22 protein-coding genes are annotated in these 19,359 nt (G+C 42.3%); all 22 read right to left on the bottom strand.

Features of this window, described 5'->3' with window-relative positions; all coding sequences use genetic code 11:
• Window positions 1–64: 64 nt before the first annotated feature.
• Window positions 65–1,393 carry a solute carrier family 23 protein gene (locus tag C6344_RS03100; protein WP_106072704.1) on the bottom strand — a complete coding sequence of 443 codons (1,329 nt, stop codon included), beginning with the start codon at window positions 1,391–1,393 and terminating at the stop codon, window positions 65–67.
• A gap of 155 nt (window positions 1,394–1,548) precedes the next feature.
• Window positions 1,549–2,091 (bottom strand): bifunctional pyr operon transcriptional regulator/uracil phosphoribosyltransferase PyrR, encoded by a 543-nt coding sequence (pyrR, locus tag C6344_RS03095; protein WP_024424234.1) that lies wholly within the window; start codon window positions 2,089–2,091, stop codon window positions 1,549–1,551.
• Window positions 2,092–2,261: 170 nt separating this feature from the next.
• On the bottom strand, window positions 2,262–3,176 hold the full coding sequence (locus C6344_RS03090; protein ID WP_106072703.1) for an RluA family pseudouridine synthase: 915 nt from the start codon (window positions 3,174–3,176) through the stop codon (window positions 2,262–2,264).
• Window positions 3,173–3,640: a signal peptidase II gene (lspA, locus tag C6344_RS03085; protein WP_012009890.1), complete on the bottom strand. Its 468-nt coding sequence runs from the start codon at window positions 3,638–3,640 to the stop codon at window positions 3,173–3,175. The genes C6344_RS03090 and lspA overlap by 4 nt, the downstream gene beginning before the upstream one ends.
• Before the next feature lie 94 nt (window positions 3,641–3,734).
• On the bottom strand, window positions 3,735–4,109 hold the full coding sequence (locus C6344_RS03080; RefSeq protein WP_060596201.1) for a TraR/DksA family transcriptional regulator: 375 nt from the start codon (window positions 4,107–4,109) through the stop codon (window positions 3,735–3,737).
• 160 nt (window positions 4,110–4,269) lie between these two features.
• Complete coding sequence (gene ileS, locus C6344_RS03075; RefSeq protein WP_060596200.1) at window positions 4,270–7,035, bottom strand: isoleucine--tRNA ligase; 2,766 nt, start codon at window positions 7,033–7,035, stop codon at window positions 4,270–4,272.
• A 355-nt stretch (window positions 7,036–7,390) separates the two neighbouring features.
• Window positions 7,391–7,885 carry a DivIVA domain-containing protein gene (locus C6344_RS03070; protein WP_003211323.1) on the bottom strand — a complete coding sequence of 165 codons (495 nt, stop codon included), beginning with the start codon at window positions 7,883–7,885 and terminating at the stop codon, window positions 7,391–7,393.
• A 26-nt stretch (window positions 7,886–7,911) separates the two neighbouring features.
• Window positions 7,912–8,688, bottom strand: a complete 777-nt coding sequence (locus C6344_RS03065; RefSeq protein ID WP_034662515.1) for a YlmH family RNA-binding protein — start codon at window positions 8,686–8,688, stop codon at window positions 7,912–7,914.
• Between the two features lie 53 nt (window positions 8,689–8,741).
• Window positions 8,742–9,023: a YggT family protein gene (locus tag C6344_RS03060; protein WP_060596198.1), complete on the bottom strand. Its 282-nt coding sequence runs from the start codon at window positions 9,021–9,023 to the stop codon at window positions 8,742–8,744.
• Window positions 9,024–9,029: 6 nt separating this feature from the next.
• Window positions 9,030–9,488, bottom strand: coding sequence for a cell division protein SepF (locus tag C6344_RS03055; protein ID WP_034662521.1), 459 nt, complete (start codon window positions 9,486–9,488; stop codon window positions 9,030–9,032).
• 1 nt (window position 9,489) lies between these two features.
• Window positions 9,490–10,179, bottom strand: a complete 690-nt coding sequence (locus C6344_RS03050) for a YggS family pyridoxal phosphate-dependent enzyme (protein WP_066031761.1) — start codon at window positions 10,177–10,179, stop codon at window positions 9,490–9,492.
• A 6-nt stretch (window positions 10,180–10,185) separates the two neighbouring features.
• Window positions 10,186–11,025 (bottom strand): peptidoglycan editing factor PgeF, encoded by an 840-nt coding sequence (gene pgeF, locus C6344_RS03045; protein WP_080869533.1) that lies wholly within the window; start codon window positions 11,023–11,025, stop codon window positions 10,186–10,188.
• Window positions 11,026–11,262: 237 nt separating this feature from the next.
• On the bottom strand, window positions 11,263–11,499 hold the full coding sequence (locus tag C6344_RS03040; RefSeq protein ID WP_008344958.1) for a YlmC/YmxH family sporulation protein: 237 nt from the start codon (window positions 11,497–11,499) through the stop codon (window positions 11,263–11,265).
• 79 nt (window positions 11,500–11,578) lie between these two features.
• Window positions 11,579–12,358: an ABC transporter ATP-binding protein gene (locus C6344_RS03035; protein ID WP_106036777.1), complete on the bottom strand. Its 780-nt coding sequence runs from the start codon at window positions 12,356–12,358 to the stop codon at window positions 11,579–11,581.
• A 127-nt stretch (window positions 12,359–12,485) separates the two neighbouring features.
• Window positions 12,486–12,842 carry a PTS glucitol/sorbitol transporter subunit IIA gene (locus tag C6344_RS03030; protein ID WP_060596197.1) on the bottom strand — a complete coding sequence of 119 codons (357 nt, stop codon included), beginning with the start codon at window positions 12,840–12,842 and terminating at the stop codon, window positions 12,486–12,488.
• A gap of 26 nt (window positions 12,843–12,868) precedes the next feature.
• Window positions 12,869–13,879: a PTS glucitol/sorbitol transporter subunit IIB gene (gene srlE / locus C6344_RS03025; RefSeq protein ID WP_060596196.1), complete on the bottom strand. Its 1,011-nt coding sequence runs from the start codon at window positions 13,877–13,879 to the stop codon at window positions 12,869–12,871.
• 13 nt (window positions 13,880–13,892) lie between these two features.
• Window positions 13,893–14,423 carry a PTS glucitol/sorbitol transporter subunit IIC gene (gene srlA / locus C6344_RS03020; RefSeq protein WP_003210918.1) on the bottom strand — a complete coding sequence of 177 codons (531 nt, stop codon included), beginning with the start codon at window positions 14,421–14,423 and terminating at the stop codon, window positions 13,893–13,895.
• Window positions 14,424–14,441: 18 nt separating this feature from the next.
• Window positions 14,442–14,873 (bottom strand): transcriptional regulator GutM, encoded by a 432-nt coding sequence (locus tag C6344_RS03015; RefSeq protein ID WP_034662530.1) that lies wholly within the window; start codon window positions 14,871–14,873, stop codon window positions 14,442–14,444.
• Between the two features lie 12 nt (window positions 14,874–14,885).
• Entirely contained in the window at window positions 14,886–16,130 is a 1,245-nt protein-coding gene (locus C6344_RS03010) for an NAD(P)H-dependent oxidoreductase (protein ID WP_066030942.1), read from the bottom strand.
• Window positions 16,131–16,574: 444 nt separating this feature from the next.
• Window positions 16,575–17,513: a sugar-binding transcriptional regulator gene (locus C6344_RS03005; RefSeq protein ID WP_066030943.1), complete on the bottom strand. Its 939-nt coding sequence runs from the start codon at window positions 17,511–17,513 to the stop codon at window positions 16,575–16,577.
• 151 nt (window positions 17,514–17,664) lie between these two features.
• On the bottom strand, window positions 17,665–18,444 hold the full coding sequence (gene sigG / locus C6344_RS03000; protein ID WP_003211879.1) for an RNA polymerase sporulation sigma factor SigG: 780 nt from the start codon (window positions 18,442–18,444) through the stop codon (window positions 17,665–17,667).
• Between the two features lie 142 nt (window positions 18,445–18,586).
• Window positions 18,587–19,306 carry an RNA polymerase sporulation sigma factor SigE gene (gene sigE, locus C6344_RS02995; RefSeq protein WP_007499746.1) on the bottom strand — a complete coding sequence of 240 codons (720 nt, stop codon included), beginning with the start codon at window positions 19,304–19,306 and terminating at the stop codon, window positions 18,587–18,589.
• Window positions 19,307–19,359 lie beyond the last annotated feature (53 nt).

Below are 19,359 nucleotides of genomic sequence, written 5' to 3'. Positions count from 1 at the left end.
GGGTTCTCCAAAAGAAGCAGCGGCACTTTCGTGCATTCTGCTCATTTTAGAACCCTTGTCAGCCTCACTGGACTTCTTTTAAAAGGTTTTCTGTATTCGATTCATTTGACTTGTCATCCTCCGCTTTTTGCTGCGGCAGGATCAGGTTTAACAGGACACCCGTGATGGCAGCAAGTGCCATTCCAGATAGTGTGAGGTTGATTTGTTTCACCTCAATGAATGCCCCGCCAATTCCAATGACTAAGATGACTGATGCGATAATGAGATTACGCTTTTCTTCAAAATTCACTTTATGATCAATCAGGATTCTCAGACCGCTTGAGGCAATGATCCCAAAGAGCAGGAACGAAACGCCTCCCATGACCGCGGACGGCACTGTACTGATTAATGCTGAAATTTTTCCGACAAAGCCGAAGCAGATCGCAAAGACTGCTGCTCCGCCGATGACGAAGATACTGAACACTCTTGTGATGGCAAGGACCCCGATGTTCTCTCCATACGTTGTTGTTGGCGGTCCGCCAATGAGTGAAGCGAAGATCGTCGCTGCACTGTCTCCTAAAATGGAGCGGTGAAGACCAGGTTTTTTAATAAAATCTTGCCCTACAACTTTACTTAACACCACTTGATGGCCGATGTGCTCAGACATTGTCACAAAGGCAACCGGCACCATCACTGTGAGAATGCTTAAAGTCACAGCAGGTGTGTAGTCGACAAATGGTACGACGAAGTCTGGTACAGCAAACCATTTCGCGTCAATGACCGGCTGGAAGTTCACAATGCCTTGTGTTAAAGCAAAGAGATAGCCGCTAATAATTCCGATTAATACTGGGATCAAGCTTAGGAATCCTCTTAGGAAGATCATGCTGATAATCGTGACAGCCAGTGTGAAGCCGGCGACCATTAGGTGCTTAAGGCTGTAAACAAGCTCGGTTGCATTCGGATCAACATACATCGCCATGTTGACAGCTGTTCCAGCGAGTCCGAGTCCGATGACCATAATGACTGGCCCTACGACGACCGGCGGCAGAAGTTTCATCAGCCAGCCTGTGCCGAGCCATTTAATAAATAGTGCAATGAGTGCATAAGCGACACCCGCCATGAAGGCACCAACCATTGCGGCTCCAGGGCCGCCTGTTGCTTTGACATTCAGTATGGGGGCGATAAAGGCAAAGGACGATCCAAGATATGCCGGAATTTGTCCTCTTGTAATGATTAAGTAAACAATGGTTCCAACACCACTTGAGATGAGCGCGACGGCCGGACTCATATCAATGATTTTTGGTACAAGAATGGTCGCACCAAACATGGCAAACAAATGCTGAAGGCTAAGTGACAGCCATGTGAACGGTTTTGGGATATCTCGAATGCCTAAATTGGCTTTTTGCTGACTCATGATTTTCCTCCTAGATGTGTCCTTTTTCATTAAAAAAGCCTCTTTGCGAGTATGCGCAAAGAGGCCTAGAAAAACCGTACACGTCACTTAAGCCGTGTGCTCGGTATCTCTGTTATTGCCCTCTTTGCAAACTCTCTGGAATGCATTTAAAAAGGTTATTTTTCATATATAGCGACAAGGTCGTTTTGATCTACTTCATTCAGCTGAACCATGACGGTCTCTGCTTTTGATGTCGGAATGTTCTTCCCGATATAATCCGCTCGAATCGGAAGCTCCCGGTGTCCCCGGTCGACGAGAACAGCAAGCTGAATGGAAGATGGTCTTCCTACATCCACAAGGGCATCCATGGCCGCTCTGACGGTTCTGCCTGTAAACAGGACATCGTCAACGACGATCAGTGTTTTGTCATTAATGTCAGCTGGGATGTCTGCACCCTTTACAAGCGGGTCTTGGTTGTCTGTCTTTTTTGTCAGGTCATCACGGTATAGCGTAATATCAAGTTCACCCACTGTGACTGGATTTCCTTCAATTTGCTCGATGCGCTCTGCAAGGCGCTTTGCAAGATGAATGCCTCTTGTCTTGATCCCCGCAAGGATGACATCTTTCATCCCTTTATTGCGCTCAATCATTTCATGTGCAATTCGGGTAAGCGCTCGTCTGATCGCTTGTTCATCAAGAATGACTGCTTTTTGTTCCATCTTTTACACCTCTTTTTGACAAATAAAAAGCCCCTTCTGCAAAGGGCAGAGAGGGGCGTTCATTTGTGCATACACGTGCACAAATTGATCCGTTATCCTTCTCAGCCTCTCTGGACTGTTTTAAAGAATCTTCATTTCTTCGTTTATTATTTCAAAAAAAGAACTGCCTGTCAATCGTTATTTCTTAATGAATCGATAAAAGCTTGCATATCAGCAGGAATCGGTGCTGTGAACTCGATATATTCTCCTGTTCTAGGATGATCAAATCCTAGAACACCTGCATGAAGCAGCTGTCCATTAAAATCGACTGTCTTTCTCGGTCCATATTTCGGATCTCCTGCAAGCGGATAGCCGATATATTTCATATGAACACGAATTTGGTGTGTTCTTCCTGTTTCAAGACGGCACTCCACAACCGTGAAGTCCTGAAAGCGTTCAATCACATCAAAGTGAGTGACTGCTTGTTTTGCACTTTCTTTTGTAACCGTCATGCTTTGGCGGTCTTTTTTGTCTCTGCCAATTGGGGCATCAATTGTGCCTGTATCATGCTGGATAATTCCATGTACAACGGCCGTATATTTCCTTGTGACGGTCTTAGCCACGAGCTGATTGACGAGTGATTGATGCGCCATATCGTTTTTCGCGACCATTAACAGTCCAGACGTGTCTTTATCAATTCGGTGGACAATTCCAGGACGCATCACACCATTAATGCCTGATAAGTCCGTGCAATGTGCCATCAGTCCATTTACAAGTGTTCCAGAGACGTGACCTGGCGCTGGATGAACAACCATTCCTCGTGGTTTATTCACCACTAGCACATCTGCATCCTCATAATAAATATCAAGATCCATTGGTTCTGCTTCTACATCTAGTACTTCTGGGTCTGGAATCTCGACTTTAATCTCATCTCCAGCTTGTACTTTGTAATTGGCTTTCACTTGTTTCCCGTTTACTTCGATCAGCCCATCCTTTACCCACTGCTGGACTTGGGTTCTTGACCATTCTGGTTCTGTCGTGCTTAGAAATTTATCAAGCCGTTCACTCGTTTGATCTTCTGAAACGGCAATATTTACTTGATTCATGTAGTTGACTCCTTCGTTTTCTTTCCATCTAAAAGCATTTGAATGAAGAGCAGAATAACCCCTACACATAGAGAAGAATCTGCAATATTAAAAATTGGGTAGTGATAATTCCCAAAGACGAAATGAGCAAAATCTACCACTTCCTGACGGAAAACGCGGTCGATAAAGTTTCCAATCGCTCCGCCAAGCATTAAGGCCAGCGCTACTCCAAGCAGCTTGTCCTTTTGCCCATGCTTTTGCAAATAATAAACAATTCCCGCAATAACAACGAGTGTGATCACATAGAAAAACCACATTTGTCCTTGGAGAATTCCCCATGCGGCTCCTGAATTTCGGTGAGACGTGATATAAAAGAAGCCATCAATCACTGGATAAGAATCTCCGAGCATCATATTTTTGACAATGAGCCATTTTGTTAATTGATCTAAACAAATCATCACGAATGCGATTATGTAATAGAACACACACGTTCCTCCATCTTCATACTTTGATCTTTAAGCATTTTATCAAGAAAACAGGAAGGAGTAAAGAAACTTTAGTTGACAGACAAAAACCTCCCTACATGTGGAAGGCTTCAAAATGAGAATCATCTGATTCGTGAGGATAAGGAGTGAAGGCTTTTTTCTCGTATTGCTTATGATATAGAAAGTCGTCAGCCGTGCGGGCGGTAGGAAGAATACTCATTTGTTCAAGCGGAATGACCTCACCTGTCGCCTCACATATACCATAGGTTCCCTGCTCAATTTTTGCAATAGCAAGAGACACATCTTGCAACTCTTCTTTGATGTGATAAAGAAGCGTGGTCGTTTGGACCTCGTTCATTGTGACATGCTCAGCGGGTGAACGAAATGATGCGTATTCAAACAGTTTAGATTGCAGCTCTTCTTTCATTTGAAGGAGTTCCGTGTAAATCGTCTCTAGATCGCCATTCATGTCGCTATTTCAACTCCTGCCCTGTCGTGATAATCATATTGTTGCCCCGGCTGCTCACTTTAAAGCCATAAGATTTTTCCTTTCGTTCTAAACGCTGTCATTTTCGCAAAAAAGAAAACGCCCCGCATATGGCGGGGCGCTAGTTGGTCATATCACACTGTTAATTCTGGTAATATTTTTCCACGATTTCAGCATTTTTCAGTGACAATGTTGGGTATTTCGGATTTGCACCAACATCTTTTGAAATAATGCGGGAACGTTCGCACAGTTCTCCTTCTGCTTTTTGAACCAGAATCCGTCCTGATGTGTATCCAGGTGCTGATGCGTCAGCATTTTGCTCATCTTCTACCGTTAATTCAGAGATGATAAAGAGCTGCTTCACATCTTCTTTAATGGATGCAAGAAGATTTTTCACTTCTTCTGTCGCATAAAGAGTCACATTTGCTTCAAGTGAACGTCCGATGACTTTCTCATTACGCGCAATTTCGAGCGCTTTTAGCACATCGTCACGCACTTCCATAAAGCGGTCAAACTTCACTTCTGTCGCTTCCGCTTGAGGAACAGTCACACCTTCTGGCATATCTGTTAACTGAACACTTGGCTCTTCAACAAAACTTAAGTGGCTCCATAATTCATCTGCTGTATGCGGAAGAATTGGTGCAGTCAGCTTCACTAATGCCATTAATGTTTCGTAGAAGACCGTTTGCATGCTGCGGCGGTCTGGATGATCTGCATGCTCAATGTACACGACATCCTTTGCAAAATCGAGATAGAAAGAGCTTAGCTCAATCGTACAGAAATTGTGAATCGCATGATATACGACCGCAAATTCGTAATCATCATAGGCCTTTTTCACTTTATCAATCAATTTGTTTAATTTGATCAAGATATATTGATCCACTTCGCGAAGCTCTTCTACCGGCACCGCATTGACTGCTGGGTTAAAGTCAAATAGGTTTCCATGCAGGAATCGGAACGTGTTACGGATTTTACGATAGACCTCTGCTACTTGTTTCAAGATATCATCAGACACTGGGTGATCGGCTTGATAGTTGACAGAAGATACCCAAAGTCTAAGAATCTCCGCCCCAAGCTGCTTCGCTACCTTTGTTGGGTCAATCGTATTGCCTAATGATTTACTCATCTTGCGTCCTTCTTTATCAAGCGTAAAGCCGTGGCTTAGAACACCTTTATACGGTGCTTTTCCAGTAACAGCAACTGCTGTTGATAAGGAAGAGTTAAACCAGCCGCGATATTGGTCAGAGCCTTCAAGGTAAAGGTCTGCCGGACGGACAAGGTCATCTCTTTCTTCTAAAACGGCCTGGTGAGAAGAACCTGAATCAAACCATACATCCATGATGTCCTGCTCTTTTGTGAATTCACCGTTCGGGCTTCCTGGATGTGTAAAGCCTTCTGGCAATAGTTCTTTCGCTTCTTTTTCAAACCAAATATTAGAGCCATGTTCTCTAAATAATTGAGAGACATGCTGAATCGTTTCATCTGTGATGATCGGCTCGCCATTTTCCGCATAAAAGACCGGAATTGGAACGCCCCATACACGCTGTCTTGAAATGCACCAGTCGCCTCTGTCTCGCACCATGTTGAATAGGCGTGTTTCGCCCCATGCTGGAACCCATTTCGTTTCTTTAATATTGTCTAATAGCGCTTCTCTGAAGTCTTTAATCGATGCAAACCACTGAGCTGTCGCACGATAAATGGTTGGTTTTTTCGTTCTCCAGTCATGCGGGTAAGAGTGCGTGATAAAGTCGAGCTTTTTCAGTGCGCCTTTTGCTTCAAGCTGTTCTGTGATCGCTTTATTGGCATCCTCGTAGAATAATCCTTCAAAACCAGGCGCTTCTTCTGTCATCACACCTTTTTCGTCTACTGGACATAGCACATCAAGACCGTATTTCATACTGACAATAAAGTCATCTTCCCCGTGACCTGGTGCTGTATGAACACAGCCTGTTCCTGCATCCGTTGTCACGTGGTCGCCAAGCATCACAAGAGAGTCTCTACCATAGATCGGATGCTCTGCAACGATGGTATCTAATTCTTTTCCTTTTAATGTTTTCACGACTTCATACTCTTCAAAGCCAAGTGTTTTTGCCACTTGTTCAACTAACTCAGATGCGACAACATATCGCTCAGCACCCACTTGAAGAACGCTGTACTCTAGGTTTGGATGAACACAAATCCCAAGGTTTGCAGGAAGTGTCCAAGGGGTTGTTGTCCAGATGATGAATTGTTCGCCGTTTTCAAGTACGCCTTTGCCATCTTTCACTTTAAATGAAACGTAAATGGATGGTGAACGTTTGTCCTTATATTCAATTTCCGCTTCAGCAAGTGCTGACTCACTTGAAGGAGACCAGTTAACAGGCTTTAGCCCTTTGTAAATATAGCCTCTCTTCGCCATTTCTCCAAAGACAAGAATTTGCTGCGCTTCGTACTCAGGCTTTAACGTGACATATGGATTGTCCCAGTCTGCTCTTACGCCTAATCGCTTAAATTGATTGCGCTGACCCTCGATTTGCTTCCAAGCATACTCTTCACATAATTTACGGAATTCAGCTGTCGACATTTCTTTACGTTTGACTTTTTTATTTTTAGTGAGTGCTGTTTCAATTGGCAAGCCGTGTGTATCCCAGCCCGGTACGTACGGTGCGTGGAACCCATTCATTGATTTAAAACGGACAATAAAATCTTTTAGGATTTTATTGAGTGCGTGCCCCATATGAATGTCACCATTCGCATATGGAGGTCCATCATGCAAAATAAAGGTCGGGCGTCCTTTTGTCCGCTCTAAAACCATTTGATAGATGTCTTTTTCTGCCCACTCCTCTTGGATTTCAGGCTCTTTGTTCGGCAAGTTCCCTCTCATTGGGAATTCTGTTTTCGGCATTAATAAGGTGTCTTTGTAGTTCATACCCATTCCTCCATATGCAAATTCTGATTAAAAAACAATAAAAAAAGCCCTCTCATCCCATAAGGGACGAGAAGGCTTGTCTCGCGGTACCACCCTTTTAGACAGCGCTATGAAACAGCCGCTTATCCACTCTAAAATCGTAACGTGATCAGACGCCTTTTCTTACTCATTCATTTCAGAAAAGGAACTAAAGGGGTGATCTCATTGCAGCGTCTCGTAATGTCAGGCTTCCACCATCCCTGATTCGCTTTATTACGCATATGACAACTGCGAGTGTCCCTTTCAAACGTTTATCTCTTGTTAATTTATGATGGTATTATATGCAACATGTGCACGTCATGTCAAGATGACGCGCTTATTCTTTTTCGTCAAAGACAGCGTCAACTTCATATTCCAGTAAATGATCCCAATCGTCATTTTTTAGAAGATCAAGCTGAGCTTCGATGAGCATTTGGAAACGAGTTCTAAAGACCTTCGACTGTTTCTTCAGCTCTTCGATTTCCATCGCAATCTTTCTTGATTTTGATAGCGCTTCGTTGATAATACGATCTGCATTTTTCTCTGCTTCACGAATAATCAATTTCGCTTCTTTATCAGAATGACGTTTGACGTCTTCTGCTGCTTCCTGCGCCACAAGTATTGATTTGTTTAATGTCTCTTCAATTGTCGCAAAATGACCTAGTCTTTCGTCAAGTTCGTTTACTTTTTCTTCAAGTTCGTTCTTTTTGCGAAGCACGATTTCGTAATCTTTACGTACTTGGCTTAAAAACTCGTTTACTTCATCTTCGTCATATCCGCGAAAGCTTTTTGTGAACGTTTTATTGTGAATATCATTAGGTGTTAATGGCAACCTCGCCACCTCCAGATTCAAGTTCGTTATGTCAGAAGCTCAAATGTTACTTTAAATTTATCTTTTTTGGTCTTCCCATCAATCGTTTTCAAGCTAAATCGGCCAAATCCCCGTACAGAGAGCTGATCGCCTTCGCCGATTGTAAAGGAAGGGTCCTCAGTGACTTTCCAATTAACTTTGACAAGCCCATTTTTGACCAAAAGCTGTGCCTTTTGCCGAGACTGACGGCTGATTGCAGCACATACCGCATCAAGCCGCAGTGAAGAAATAGTATCTTCTTTGATGTCAGTCTTGCTCATAACCGGTTTTAAATCTGCCTGCGTGATTTCCTCTAATGAAACGGAGGCTCTGCCAACATGCGTCAGCTGCGCCCGCACAAAATCAGCGACATCACTTGTACAAATAAACTGCACATCTTCCTCTGAAAATAACAGATCTCCGAATTTTTGACGCTTCAAGCCTGTCCCAATCAGTGAACCGAGAAGCTTCGGGTGTTCTAACGAAATAAACTTTTTCGCATAGTTCACCTGAAAATAAGACAGCTCAACATCCTGAGTAGCCGGTTCTAAATATTCAGGATAAATGAGAGCTCTTTTGCGCTCCGCTCCTTCATACCCGCCAAAAAACATGATCCCAAGCTCATCAGCATGCTGGATGACGGACTCGGTAATAAACTGCTCACGCGGATCAAGAAAGTCTGTTAATTTCATTCGATACTGGTCGAGTGCGATTTTTTTCCAGCCTAACACTTGGTCGACAAATGGCTGTTCGTCTTTTCTAAAATGTTGATAAATATCGCTCATTTTGTTCCCCTCTTATGTAAAAGAGCCTGGCAGCGCCAAGCCCGGCAGCCTGTCTACATGAAGCGTACAATCATATTGTAAAGACCAGTTAGTCCATATGATGATGCAAAACGAATCACAAGCAATGCCACAATTGGCGAGATGTCAATCATGCCAATTGGCGGAATAATTTTACGAAATGGTTCTAAATACGGTTCGCAAATATTTGTCAGAAAACGCCCAATCGATGTTTCTCTTGCAGATGGCACCCATGACATAAAGATGTAAATAATAATCGCGAATGAGTAAATCGTTAATACCGTTCCTAAAATATTAAAAATGAAATTTAGAATCACTATGATTTACCACCTCTGAGGTTCTTCCTCTGTCAAAAGTTCTGATATTGTGCCAGATACATCCACATTATCAGGTGTGCAGAGGAATATATTCGAGCCAATGCGCTGGATGTCTCCACCGATTGCATAAACAGTTCCGCTTAAGAAATCAATGATTCGCTTTGCTTGATCGTGCTGAATGCGCTGCAAATTCACGACGACTGCACGTCTGTTTTTAATATGGTCTGCAATCTCTTGCGCTTCTGCATAAACACGCGGCTCACTTAACACCACTTTAGAGGATTTCTGCAAGCTTTGCAAGCTGACGACATTTTGTTTTCCAGTCTGCGGACGCTCTTGAAATGCCGCTTTGTCCTTTGTTCCTTTTTCTTCTTGGACTGGTTCTCTTTCTTCATCAATATATTCGTACTCATACTCTTCATCGTCGAGAGTGAAAAAGCTTTTAAACTTATTTTTTATGCTCATGTCACGCACCTCCTGTTTCATTTCCAACAAGTGAAGAGCCAATCCGAACGAATGTCGCACCTTCTTCAATTGCGATTTCAAAATCATTTGACATGCCCATCGATAAATGCTGACAAGGTGCATTTACTTGGTTAAGATGTTTTACTTCTTCTTGAAGATTTTTTAATGTTTGAAAGCAGTTTCGTATCACAGTGTGATCATCTGTAAATGGAGCCATCGTCATCAGTCCAGCAATTTCAATCTTTTTGAAATCAGCGAGCTGCTTCACAAATGGAATCACGTCTTCACTTTGTAAGCCGTGTTTTGACTCCTCCAGCGATGTGTTTACCTGTACAAAACAGCGAACCGTGTGATCCGCTCTTTTTTCAATTTCATTCGCAAGAGACATCCTGTCGAGCGAATGTAAGTAGTCAATTGTTTGAATGACAGATTTTACTTTTCGTGTTTGTAAACTGCCGATGAAGTGCCAGCTAATGCTTTCATCGGTTATGGCCGCTTGTTTTTCAAGTAACCCTTGGTCACGATTTTCTCCAAAGTGCAAAATTCCTGCTTCCTTGGCTTCTTGTGCTCGCTCAATCGAGACATACTTTGTGACAGCGACGACCGATACATCCGCTGGGTTCCGGCCGGCTCTTTTACATGCTTCGTTTATTTGTTCATTTATTTGTCTGAGATTCTCTCGTACATTCAATTGCACTTATGCCTCCTTAAACCCGACAAAAGACATCATACGTCCTGTTTTCCCTTGATCACGGCGGTGTGAGAAGAAAAGCTGATCACTGCAGCTTGTGCACATCGAACTGACATGTATGTTTTCTTCTTTCATCCCTGCATGAAGCAATACGTTTTTGTTTAATGTTTTTAAGTCTAATTTATATTGTCCTTGTGAAATCTCGGAATACACATCCTCTGTTGAAAAAGGAAGCTGTTTCACTTGATCCATGACCACGTCATCGACTATGTAGCAGCAGCTGCCAATGGATGGTCCAATGACGACTTGTATTTGATCGGTCTTGGCACCTTCTTGGTTGACCCATAGATCTACCATCTTTGCACCAATTTGCTTGACGGTTCCTTTCCATCCGGCATGGGCTGTTCCGATGAGTCCATTTTGCGGAGCTAGAAAATAAAGCGGAACGCAATCGGCGAAACAAAGAGCGAGCATCATGTTCGGTTCAGACGTATATAAGCCGTCTGTTCCAGGCAGTGCCTCATGATAATGAAGACTTCCTCTTCCTCTTTGCTCCTTGGTGACTTTCTTGATGCGGTCATCGTGTGTTTGGTCTGCAAACACCCAATCAGAGAGCGGCACAGCAGTAGCATCTGCTATGACTTGACGATTCATTTGGACACTAGAAGCATCATCTCCTACATGGAGTCCAGTGTTCAATGATTGATATGGAGAAAGGCTGAAGCCGCCATTTTTTGTCGTAAATCCGGCCAATACCTCTTTACCAGAACATGTCATGTTCGTCCAATCATGAATGGTCATTGCATAAGGTGATTTCTGCTGAAAGGGGTCATATTTGTGTGTCAAAGCTGCCCTCCCACCTTTCATTCATCTCTCTTTATTTCGCTCCTATTTTACCACAAGACATGCGTAGACAGTTAGTGGGATTCATTAAATATTACACTCAAATGTGCCCTTTCTACAGGTTTTTTTTCAAATTGATATGAAAACGTAATCTTTTTACCCGAAAAAGACATTGTTTGCTAAGAATGGAGAGCTTATTTTAAGGATCATTGAATAATTCATTGAGGAGTTATACGAATTTTAAGAAGACAATCGGACAAGTATCACATCTTCGCCAATTTTTACTATATTTCGCCACGGCACAATCATTTCCTCTTCTTTTCCGAAAAATCCCATCATTTTACCTGTGCCGCCGATAATGATCGCTTGTATTTTACCGCTCGTGACATTAATATCAATGTCCCCAATGGTGCCTAGTTTTTTTCCGCTCGACACATCGACGACATCCTTGATTTGGAATTCAGAAATACTGATCATCTGTCCTTCCCCGCCTTTCGTTTTCTACTATAATATGTATGATGGAAAAGCAGGGATACAGACCAATAGTTTCTTTCATCTACAATTTACTTAAGTGAGGACGGCCATTTCTCCACATCACATCTACCGGACATTCAAAGAAGGAAGAAAGCAAATCGCTTGTCATCATCTCTTTTGTTTCTCCTTGATCAAAAACAGTCCCATCTTTTAATAATAAGGTGTGCTGAAAAACAGGCAAAATCTCTTCTGCATGATGGGTCGTATAAAGTAAAGTAGGCGCATCAGGCTTTGAAGCAATGAATGAGATGGTCTCCAGCACCTGTTCTCTTGCTAAAAAATCAAGACCCGTCACAGGCTCATCTAAAATCAAGAGCTTGGGATCATTCATTAAAGCCCTCGCAATCAGGACTTTTTGCTTTTCTCCTTGTGAGAGTGTTTCATATGTCCGGTTCGCATATTTGAATGAACCAAATGCTTTTAATAGATCAATGGCTTTCTCTCTTATCTCATCTGTCGGGGTTTCATAAAGCCCGATCGAAGCAAATGCTCCGCTGAGAACTATTTCAAATGCATTGTCGTCTCTGTGCAGTTTCTTTTCAAGTCCCGCAGAAATGAGGCCAATTTTCTTCCTGAGCTTTTCGCCAAGCGCCTCCTTGCCAAAGACATGTCCCAGCACGGTCATCTCACCTGATGTAGGGAAATAATATGAGCAGAGCATATTTAATAAAGCGGTTTTTCCCGCACCATTTAAACCGTAAAGCACCCAGTGCTCCTCTTTGTTCACCTGCCAGTCAACAGATTGCAGCAGCCATTTCCCATTTCGTTTTAAAGAAACATCCTTCAATTCAAGTGACACCATCATTTCCCCCTGAGTAAAAATTCTGAATAAACAAATAATGAATGTTTACAGCATATCGCAATTGCTCTTTCTGGTAAACCTCACATAAAAAAAGCTGCTCCTTTTACGGAACAGCTTTTCTTTATCGTTACGAAATTTCAATTCGTACGCCTTCTTTTATATCAGGAAACGTGTGCGGGAATGCAAAGACAGCTCCCGGTAATACATCATCAAACGGCTCTTGGAAGTAGATCGAAATATGGCCGAGCTCTTTAAAGTTGTCATTTGCTTTATTGCCGAGGGCTGTGATCGTGTACGTTTGATCGCCCACTTGAATGGTACCGCCCAGCTTCAGCGGCTGTTCTTCTAAATGTTCGAACTCATGAATGACGGACATATCTCTTAATTCCTGCGGCGCTGCGGGTCCAAATAAAACAATCAGCTTATCTTCTTTAAATTGCGGGACTAAGATCCCAATTTCTTTTACGACAGATTGTGTTACCATGTATCTCGATTCCTCCTTTAATACGTTTAATACATACCGAAGCTGGCAACGTATGCGATCACAACAGATAGAACCCCTGTAATGAGACGGCTATACAAAACAGCTGGTACCCCATATTGTACCGTTTCCGGCTTCGCTTCACCAAGTGACAGACCAACTGGAATGAAATCACACCCTACTTGACCGTTGATGGCAAATAGTGCAGGGAGTGCAAATTGAGGCGGGATATTCCCTAGTGCAATTTGACTACCAATGAGAACACCGATGACTTGTGCAATGACTGCTCCAGGTCCTAAGACAGGCGATAGGAACGGCAATGTACAGACCACGACGAGCAGTAAGAGCCCCCATATAGATCCTGCCAGTGGCGATAGAAAATGAGCAATCAAGTCACCGATTTTTGTATAATTGATAATTCCAATTAACATACTGACAAATGCCATGAATGGAATAATGTTTTTCAAAAGCATATCAACGGAATCACGGCCAGCCTGATAGAACGTACCGGTGACTTTCCCGATTCCTCTTGAGAATCTCATGAGGAAATTACCTTTTTCCTGACGCTCGATATTTTCCTCTTTCAGTTTTGAATAGGTTTCTTTGAAATTCTCCTTGTCAATTGGCTCACTGTTTTCCTGACCTTCTACTTTCGACTCACCATCAGATGCTTCCGCAAAGGAAATATCCTTTTCTGTTACGCCTGATACGAAGATATCCTCTGTAATATGTTTTGCAAGCGGTCCAGAAGGAGAGGATGCCAAAACGTCTACAGTTGGAATGCGCTTCATTGGATACAGTCCGATTCGCGCAGTTCCACCGCAGTCAATGACAACACACATCATTTCATCTTCTGGTATCGAGTTTTTAAAGCCGTCACATGCTTCTGTCCCTGTCATTTCTGCAATTTTACGTGCAACTGGGTGAATGCCTCCCCCTGTAATGGAAACAACCTTTCTTCTTTTACCAGTCGGTTCAAGCTCCAAGCCTTTTCCCCATCCGCCAGCACCTTTTGCAACAAATACTTTGTGGTTTGTCATGTCTAACCCTCCCCTATTGTGAATTCGCTTTCATTTTTCCTGCTAAGTATTTTGTAATCCATTCAGTAATAATACCGCGAAGTAAAATGACGACGATCCCGACTAAGAAGTAACGAACAGCAAGTTCTGACATTGAATATCCTGCTTCTTTAATCCCGTTTGCAATCCCTAAGTAGACAAACAGTTCTCCTGCGTTGGCATACGGGAACAGTGATGTCACCGGATGAACAAATGAAACAGCTGAATCATAGAATGCTGGTTTTTGTTTTTCAGGTAAGAAGCGGCCAAACGTATAAGCCATTGGGTTTGTCAAAATAAGAACAGATAAGATCGGCATTAACGTGTAGCGCAAAATCGTATATTTCGCTGCAAACTGGATCGCTCTATTCACTCGCTCTTCTCCAATAAACTTCATGACAGCATAAGTGAAAGTAAGTAACACAACAAGCGTTGGAACGATGCCTGTAACAAGACCCATGAATTGCTTTCCACCGGCTTCAAACATTCCGATAAAGTGCTCTCCAAACCATTGAATCCATTCCATGTTTCATCTCCCCTTTCTTTAGTTCACATTTGTTATATTTTTTTTCGAAATCGAGACAAGTGCTTGTTCAGCCGCCATGGAAAGTGCGTGCATGACAGCTGGCCCCTTTTTGCGTTTTTTCAATGTCTGCTTCATCATATGGTGCTCGTCTAGCACTGCACCAACATGCTTTCCTTCATATGAAGGAACTTCTTTAAATTTAGATAAGATCGACACACCGCCAAGCACATGGCATTTTTGAATGATATAAGATTCATCCACAATGATGAGCGCTATGGCTCCAGGGCCAACTTTGCGCCGTTCCATTCCCGAAAACAAGTGATAGCCTTGCTTCCCTTTGTAGTCATCAATAAGTGAATCCATGCTCTTGCGGTAGTACTTGATTTGAATAAAAGATAACCCATACTGCACAATGAGAATGATACAAAGTACGATTGCTAATTTTTCCATAGCTTCACGTCCTTATGATTGAAATAAATGATCTTGTAATGAACGCAGCTTCCAGACCGTTGTGTTTGAATCAAGTTCTACATCATCATGAGTCAGGAATTGTCCTAATTTGATGTCTTTTTTCGCTACGACTTTTCCGCTGATTAAGCCAATTGGAATGTGGCCGTTCGTTTTCATGTCTTGATGTGTTTCAAGTACACCTCTTACGGAGTACCCGCCAATTCCGTCAAGTGATTCCCCTGCTTTAATCTCTCTTTTCGCAACAGCTACTGTTTCTGACACTGGTACACCAATTGGGTGGATGGATGAATCATGCTGTAAGATCGCTTTTGCGATGGTGACAGGTGTTTCAAGACTCGCTAAATGGAAAGGACGGTAAAGTGTATAGTGCGGACCTTTTCCAACTTTTAAGTAGCGCAGTTCTTCATCCACTGGCTCAAGATCACTCTTGACGATGACAAATACGCCTGGTGCAAGTCCATTTACATATTCAACGACTCCGAAGTTATCCAGCACGCCGCCTTGCTGTTTTTGATTCAATTTATCTGCTACATTCTCTAAATTCGCTTCGACTCCGTGCATACCGACTTTATCAGGCAGAAGCCCTGTCGCATTACTTAATAAGTTCATTTCGGCCATTGTTTTTGTGCCGTCCTGGAATGCAGCCAGCATATGTGCACTCATATGTTTACTATCTGCTTCTGCTTTACACGTATCTGGATTTGCTTCTGGGAAGAATGGGTTGTTCTTTCCTTTCCCGGCAACGAGCACCTCAAGACCCATTGTTTTCGCAAATTCATATAATTCTAGTGTTGCTGCTGGTTCGTCTCCAGCTGATCCTGAGTAAACAAGCCCTGCATTTGTGAATAACTTATGCATGACCAAACCGATAGTAATATCAACTTCTACATTTAAAAGAACGAGATGTTTTTTCGAATTAAGCGCTTCCAAAGAAATGTTTGCTCCGACCTCTGGGACACCTGTTGCATCTACTACAACTTCCACGAAATCTGATTGAATCACTTCTCTGTAATCATTTGTGACAACCATTTGATGCGGCTTCGCATGCTGCTTGTAGAAATTTGCTGCCTTCTCTGCTGCACTAAGGTGAATATCACAAACACCAGCGACAATCATGCCTGGAATTTTAGAAATTTGTGAAATGAGTCCAAAGCCCATTTGGCCTGCTCCAATAATCCCTACTTTGATTGGATCTCCACTGCGTTCTCGAGCTAACAACTGTTGATAGATTGACATCTAAATCATCCTTTCAGGTTTTCTTGCTTCTCAATAGATTGCTAGAAATATAATCTGAAACTTTTAACAAATGTTATAAAAATTAACAAAGATCTGCTTATTGTAACATTTGTTATTTTATTTATCATTTGTTATGAACTTAGTTTATATGATGTGTCAACTTTGTGTCAAGCTAAAATCGATAAAATTTTCAATCTTTTTGAGTCTTTAGACTCAAAAAAAACTACCTAATGATATTAGGTAGTTACAGATTGTCGACAAAAGGCTAAAATGATCTTCATTTTAGCCTTTTGTCTTCTTTTCAGCGTGATAGAAAACCTTTGCAGTCTAGGAAGGACGAGTACCGGAGCGGAGCGAATTTGACATTCGTGAGCACCGGCACGCAGGACTGACACCGAATGCGAGGGTTTGTCTACACGCTGACTACCTAATGATATTAGGTAGTTACTTTAATAAGGCATCTCCTGTTCGTTCATCGGTAATTAATACATGAATTAATCCACCTGCTAATGCCGCCCGGATCGCTTCAATTTTTTCTTCGCCTCCGGCGACACCTATGACCAGCGGAATTTCTTTCAGCTTTTGCGGGCTTATGCCCATCACCCGGTCGTTCCATGGGTGGGGATATACTTCCCCTTGATGATCAATAAAGTTATAGCAAATGTCACCTGCTACACCCTTCGCTTGAAGGATGTCCTCTTCGCCGCTTGTCATATAAGATTTCACCATCGTTGAATGCTGCGGAACACCGCCAATTCCGACAACCGCGATATTTGATGATTCTCCTAGTTCAATCACTTTTTTGATCGACGGCTGTCTAATCAGTACTTCCTTCGCTTCTTTCGTATCAAGCATGACGGGAACATGTAAAAACTCACATTTAGATTTGAGTGCCTCTGTGCATCTCGCAATAATATAGTTGGCGTGGATATCGACGTCTTCATTTCCCACACCTCCGACAAGCGGAACAAATGTCACGGATGGATAGTACTGAACAGACGTAAGCGCTTTCGCCATTTCATGCAGCGTTGTCCCTGAGGAAAAGCCGATAACTTGTCCATCCTTCATCACTTTTAATAAAAAGCCCGCCGCCGCCGCACCGATTCGGCTTTTGGTTGTGTCTTTGCTAAGCGTTTCCACACAGACGACTTCTCGCAGCCCATATTTGCGTTCTATTTTTCTTTCTAACGATCCATACTGTTGATTGACTTCATCATGAATAATGATTTCCACGATTCCTGCTTCACGTGCTTTTGCCAAATATTTCGATATGAGCGAACGGCTAACCCCAACAGCTTCTGCAATGTTAGATTGAGTGGCGCCTTCTTCATAATACATATGCGCAACCTTAATGAGCAGCCTTCTTTCATCATGGAATGTCATAATAACCCTTCTTTCCGCTTAAGTGTTCCCTAACAAATGATATCTAAAATAACATTTGTTAAAAACAGATTAAATGAAAAAAATAACCGAGTCAATACTAGAGGCGTGTTCTCTAACAAGAATGAAAAAAGCCGCACATCAAGCGGCGGCTTTAAAAGATGTTTTTATTCATTTGTTTGATGGCTGCTTTTTCAAGCCTTGAGACTTGTGCTTGAGAAATCCCGATCTCTTCAGCGACTTCCATTTGCGTTTTGCCCTGGAAAAAGCGTTTACGAAGAATCATTTTTTCCCTGTCGTTCAATCTGCGCATGCCCTCTTTTAAGGCCAATTCTTCCACCCATTGTGTGTCTTTGTTCCGTTCATCACTAATTTGATCCATCACATAAATCGGATCTCCTCCGTCATTATAGATCGGTTCAAACAAAGATACAGGATCTTGAATCGCATCTAGGGCAAAGACAATTTCCTCATGAGGCACTTCCAGCACTTTGGCAATGTCTTCTGCTGTTGGCTCCTTGCTTGTCTCACTAATCAGCCTCTCACGGACCTGAAGTGCCTTATAGGCAATATCTCTTAGTGAACGAGACACCCGAATCGGGTTGTTATCACGCAAGTATCGACGGATTTCTCCTATGATCATAGGAACCGCATAAGTTGAAAATCTGACATTGTGGCTTAAATCAAAATTATCAATTGATTTCATTAATCCGATACAGCCTACTTGGAAGAGATCATCGACATACTCGCCTCTGTTGTTAAAACGCTGAATCACACTTAAAACCAACCGTAAATTGCCATTGACTAGCTTTTCTCTTGCTGTATCGTCACCCTCATCTTGCAGCTGTCTGAACAATTTTCTCATCTCGTCGTTTTTCAGAACAGGCAGTTTGGAGGTGTCGACTCCGCAGATTTCCACTTTATTTCTGGACACTTTTTTCCCTCCCTACAGGAGCTGTTGTACAAAGTTCAGTATCTCCTTGGGATGGAAAAATATGCACGAGCGATGACGAGAATCATGTGAAAAAATGGTTATCCCTTTGATAGTAAAGGGATCGAGCTTTCAAAAAATTTTTTTAGACCATTTTATTAAATTCTTTTTGTAATCGTTTAATGATTCTTTTTTCAAGCCTCGAAATATACGACTGGGAAATCCCAAGCATGTCAGCGACATCTTTTTGGGTTTTTTCCTCACCGCCGACCAAGCCAAATCTTAGTTCCATGATCTGCTTTTCGCGGTCATTTAATTGCTCCAGCGCTTTTTTCAGCAGTTTTTTATCTACATTTGCTTCAATATCCCGCGTGATAATATCATCATCTGTTCCAAGTACGTCTGATAAAAGCAGTTCATTTCCGTCCCAATCAATGTTGAGCGGTTCATCAAACGAGACTTCTGAACGGATTTTATTATTTCGCCTCAAGTACATCAGAATCTCATTTTCAATACATCTCGAAGCATATGTTGCCAGCTTGATCTTTTTTTCAGGGTTAAATGTATTGACTGCTTTGATCAGGCCAATGGTTCCGATACTAATTAAATCCTCAATATTAATACCTGTGTTTTCAAATTTCCTTGCGATATAAACGACTAAACGCAAATTTCTTTCGATCAGAATCGCCCTTGCGGTTTGATCACCTTTTGGTAATTTGACAAGCAGTTCCTGCTCTTCATCCTTTGATAATGGAGGCGGCAGCGCTTCACTTCCACCAATATAATAAATTTCATCACTCTTTAGACCTAGCTTCATGAGGAGTTTATACCAGTAGTAAGTGAGTTTAAATTTTAATTTTTTCATCTTCTTCTCCCTTCTAAATGTCAAGTTGACCTCGTAAGATAAAAGACATCACA

Origin of the sequence: Bacillus sp. GBSW19, assembly GCF_002998655.1 — a bacterium.
Classification (GTDB): Bacteria; Bacillota; Bacilli; order Bacillales; family Bacillaceae; genus Bacillus.
The sequence above is the reverse complement of the archived record's forward strand: the minus strand, read 5'-3'. Positions and strand labels throughout refer to the sequence as shown.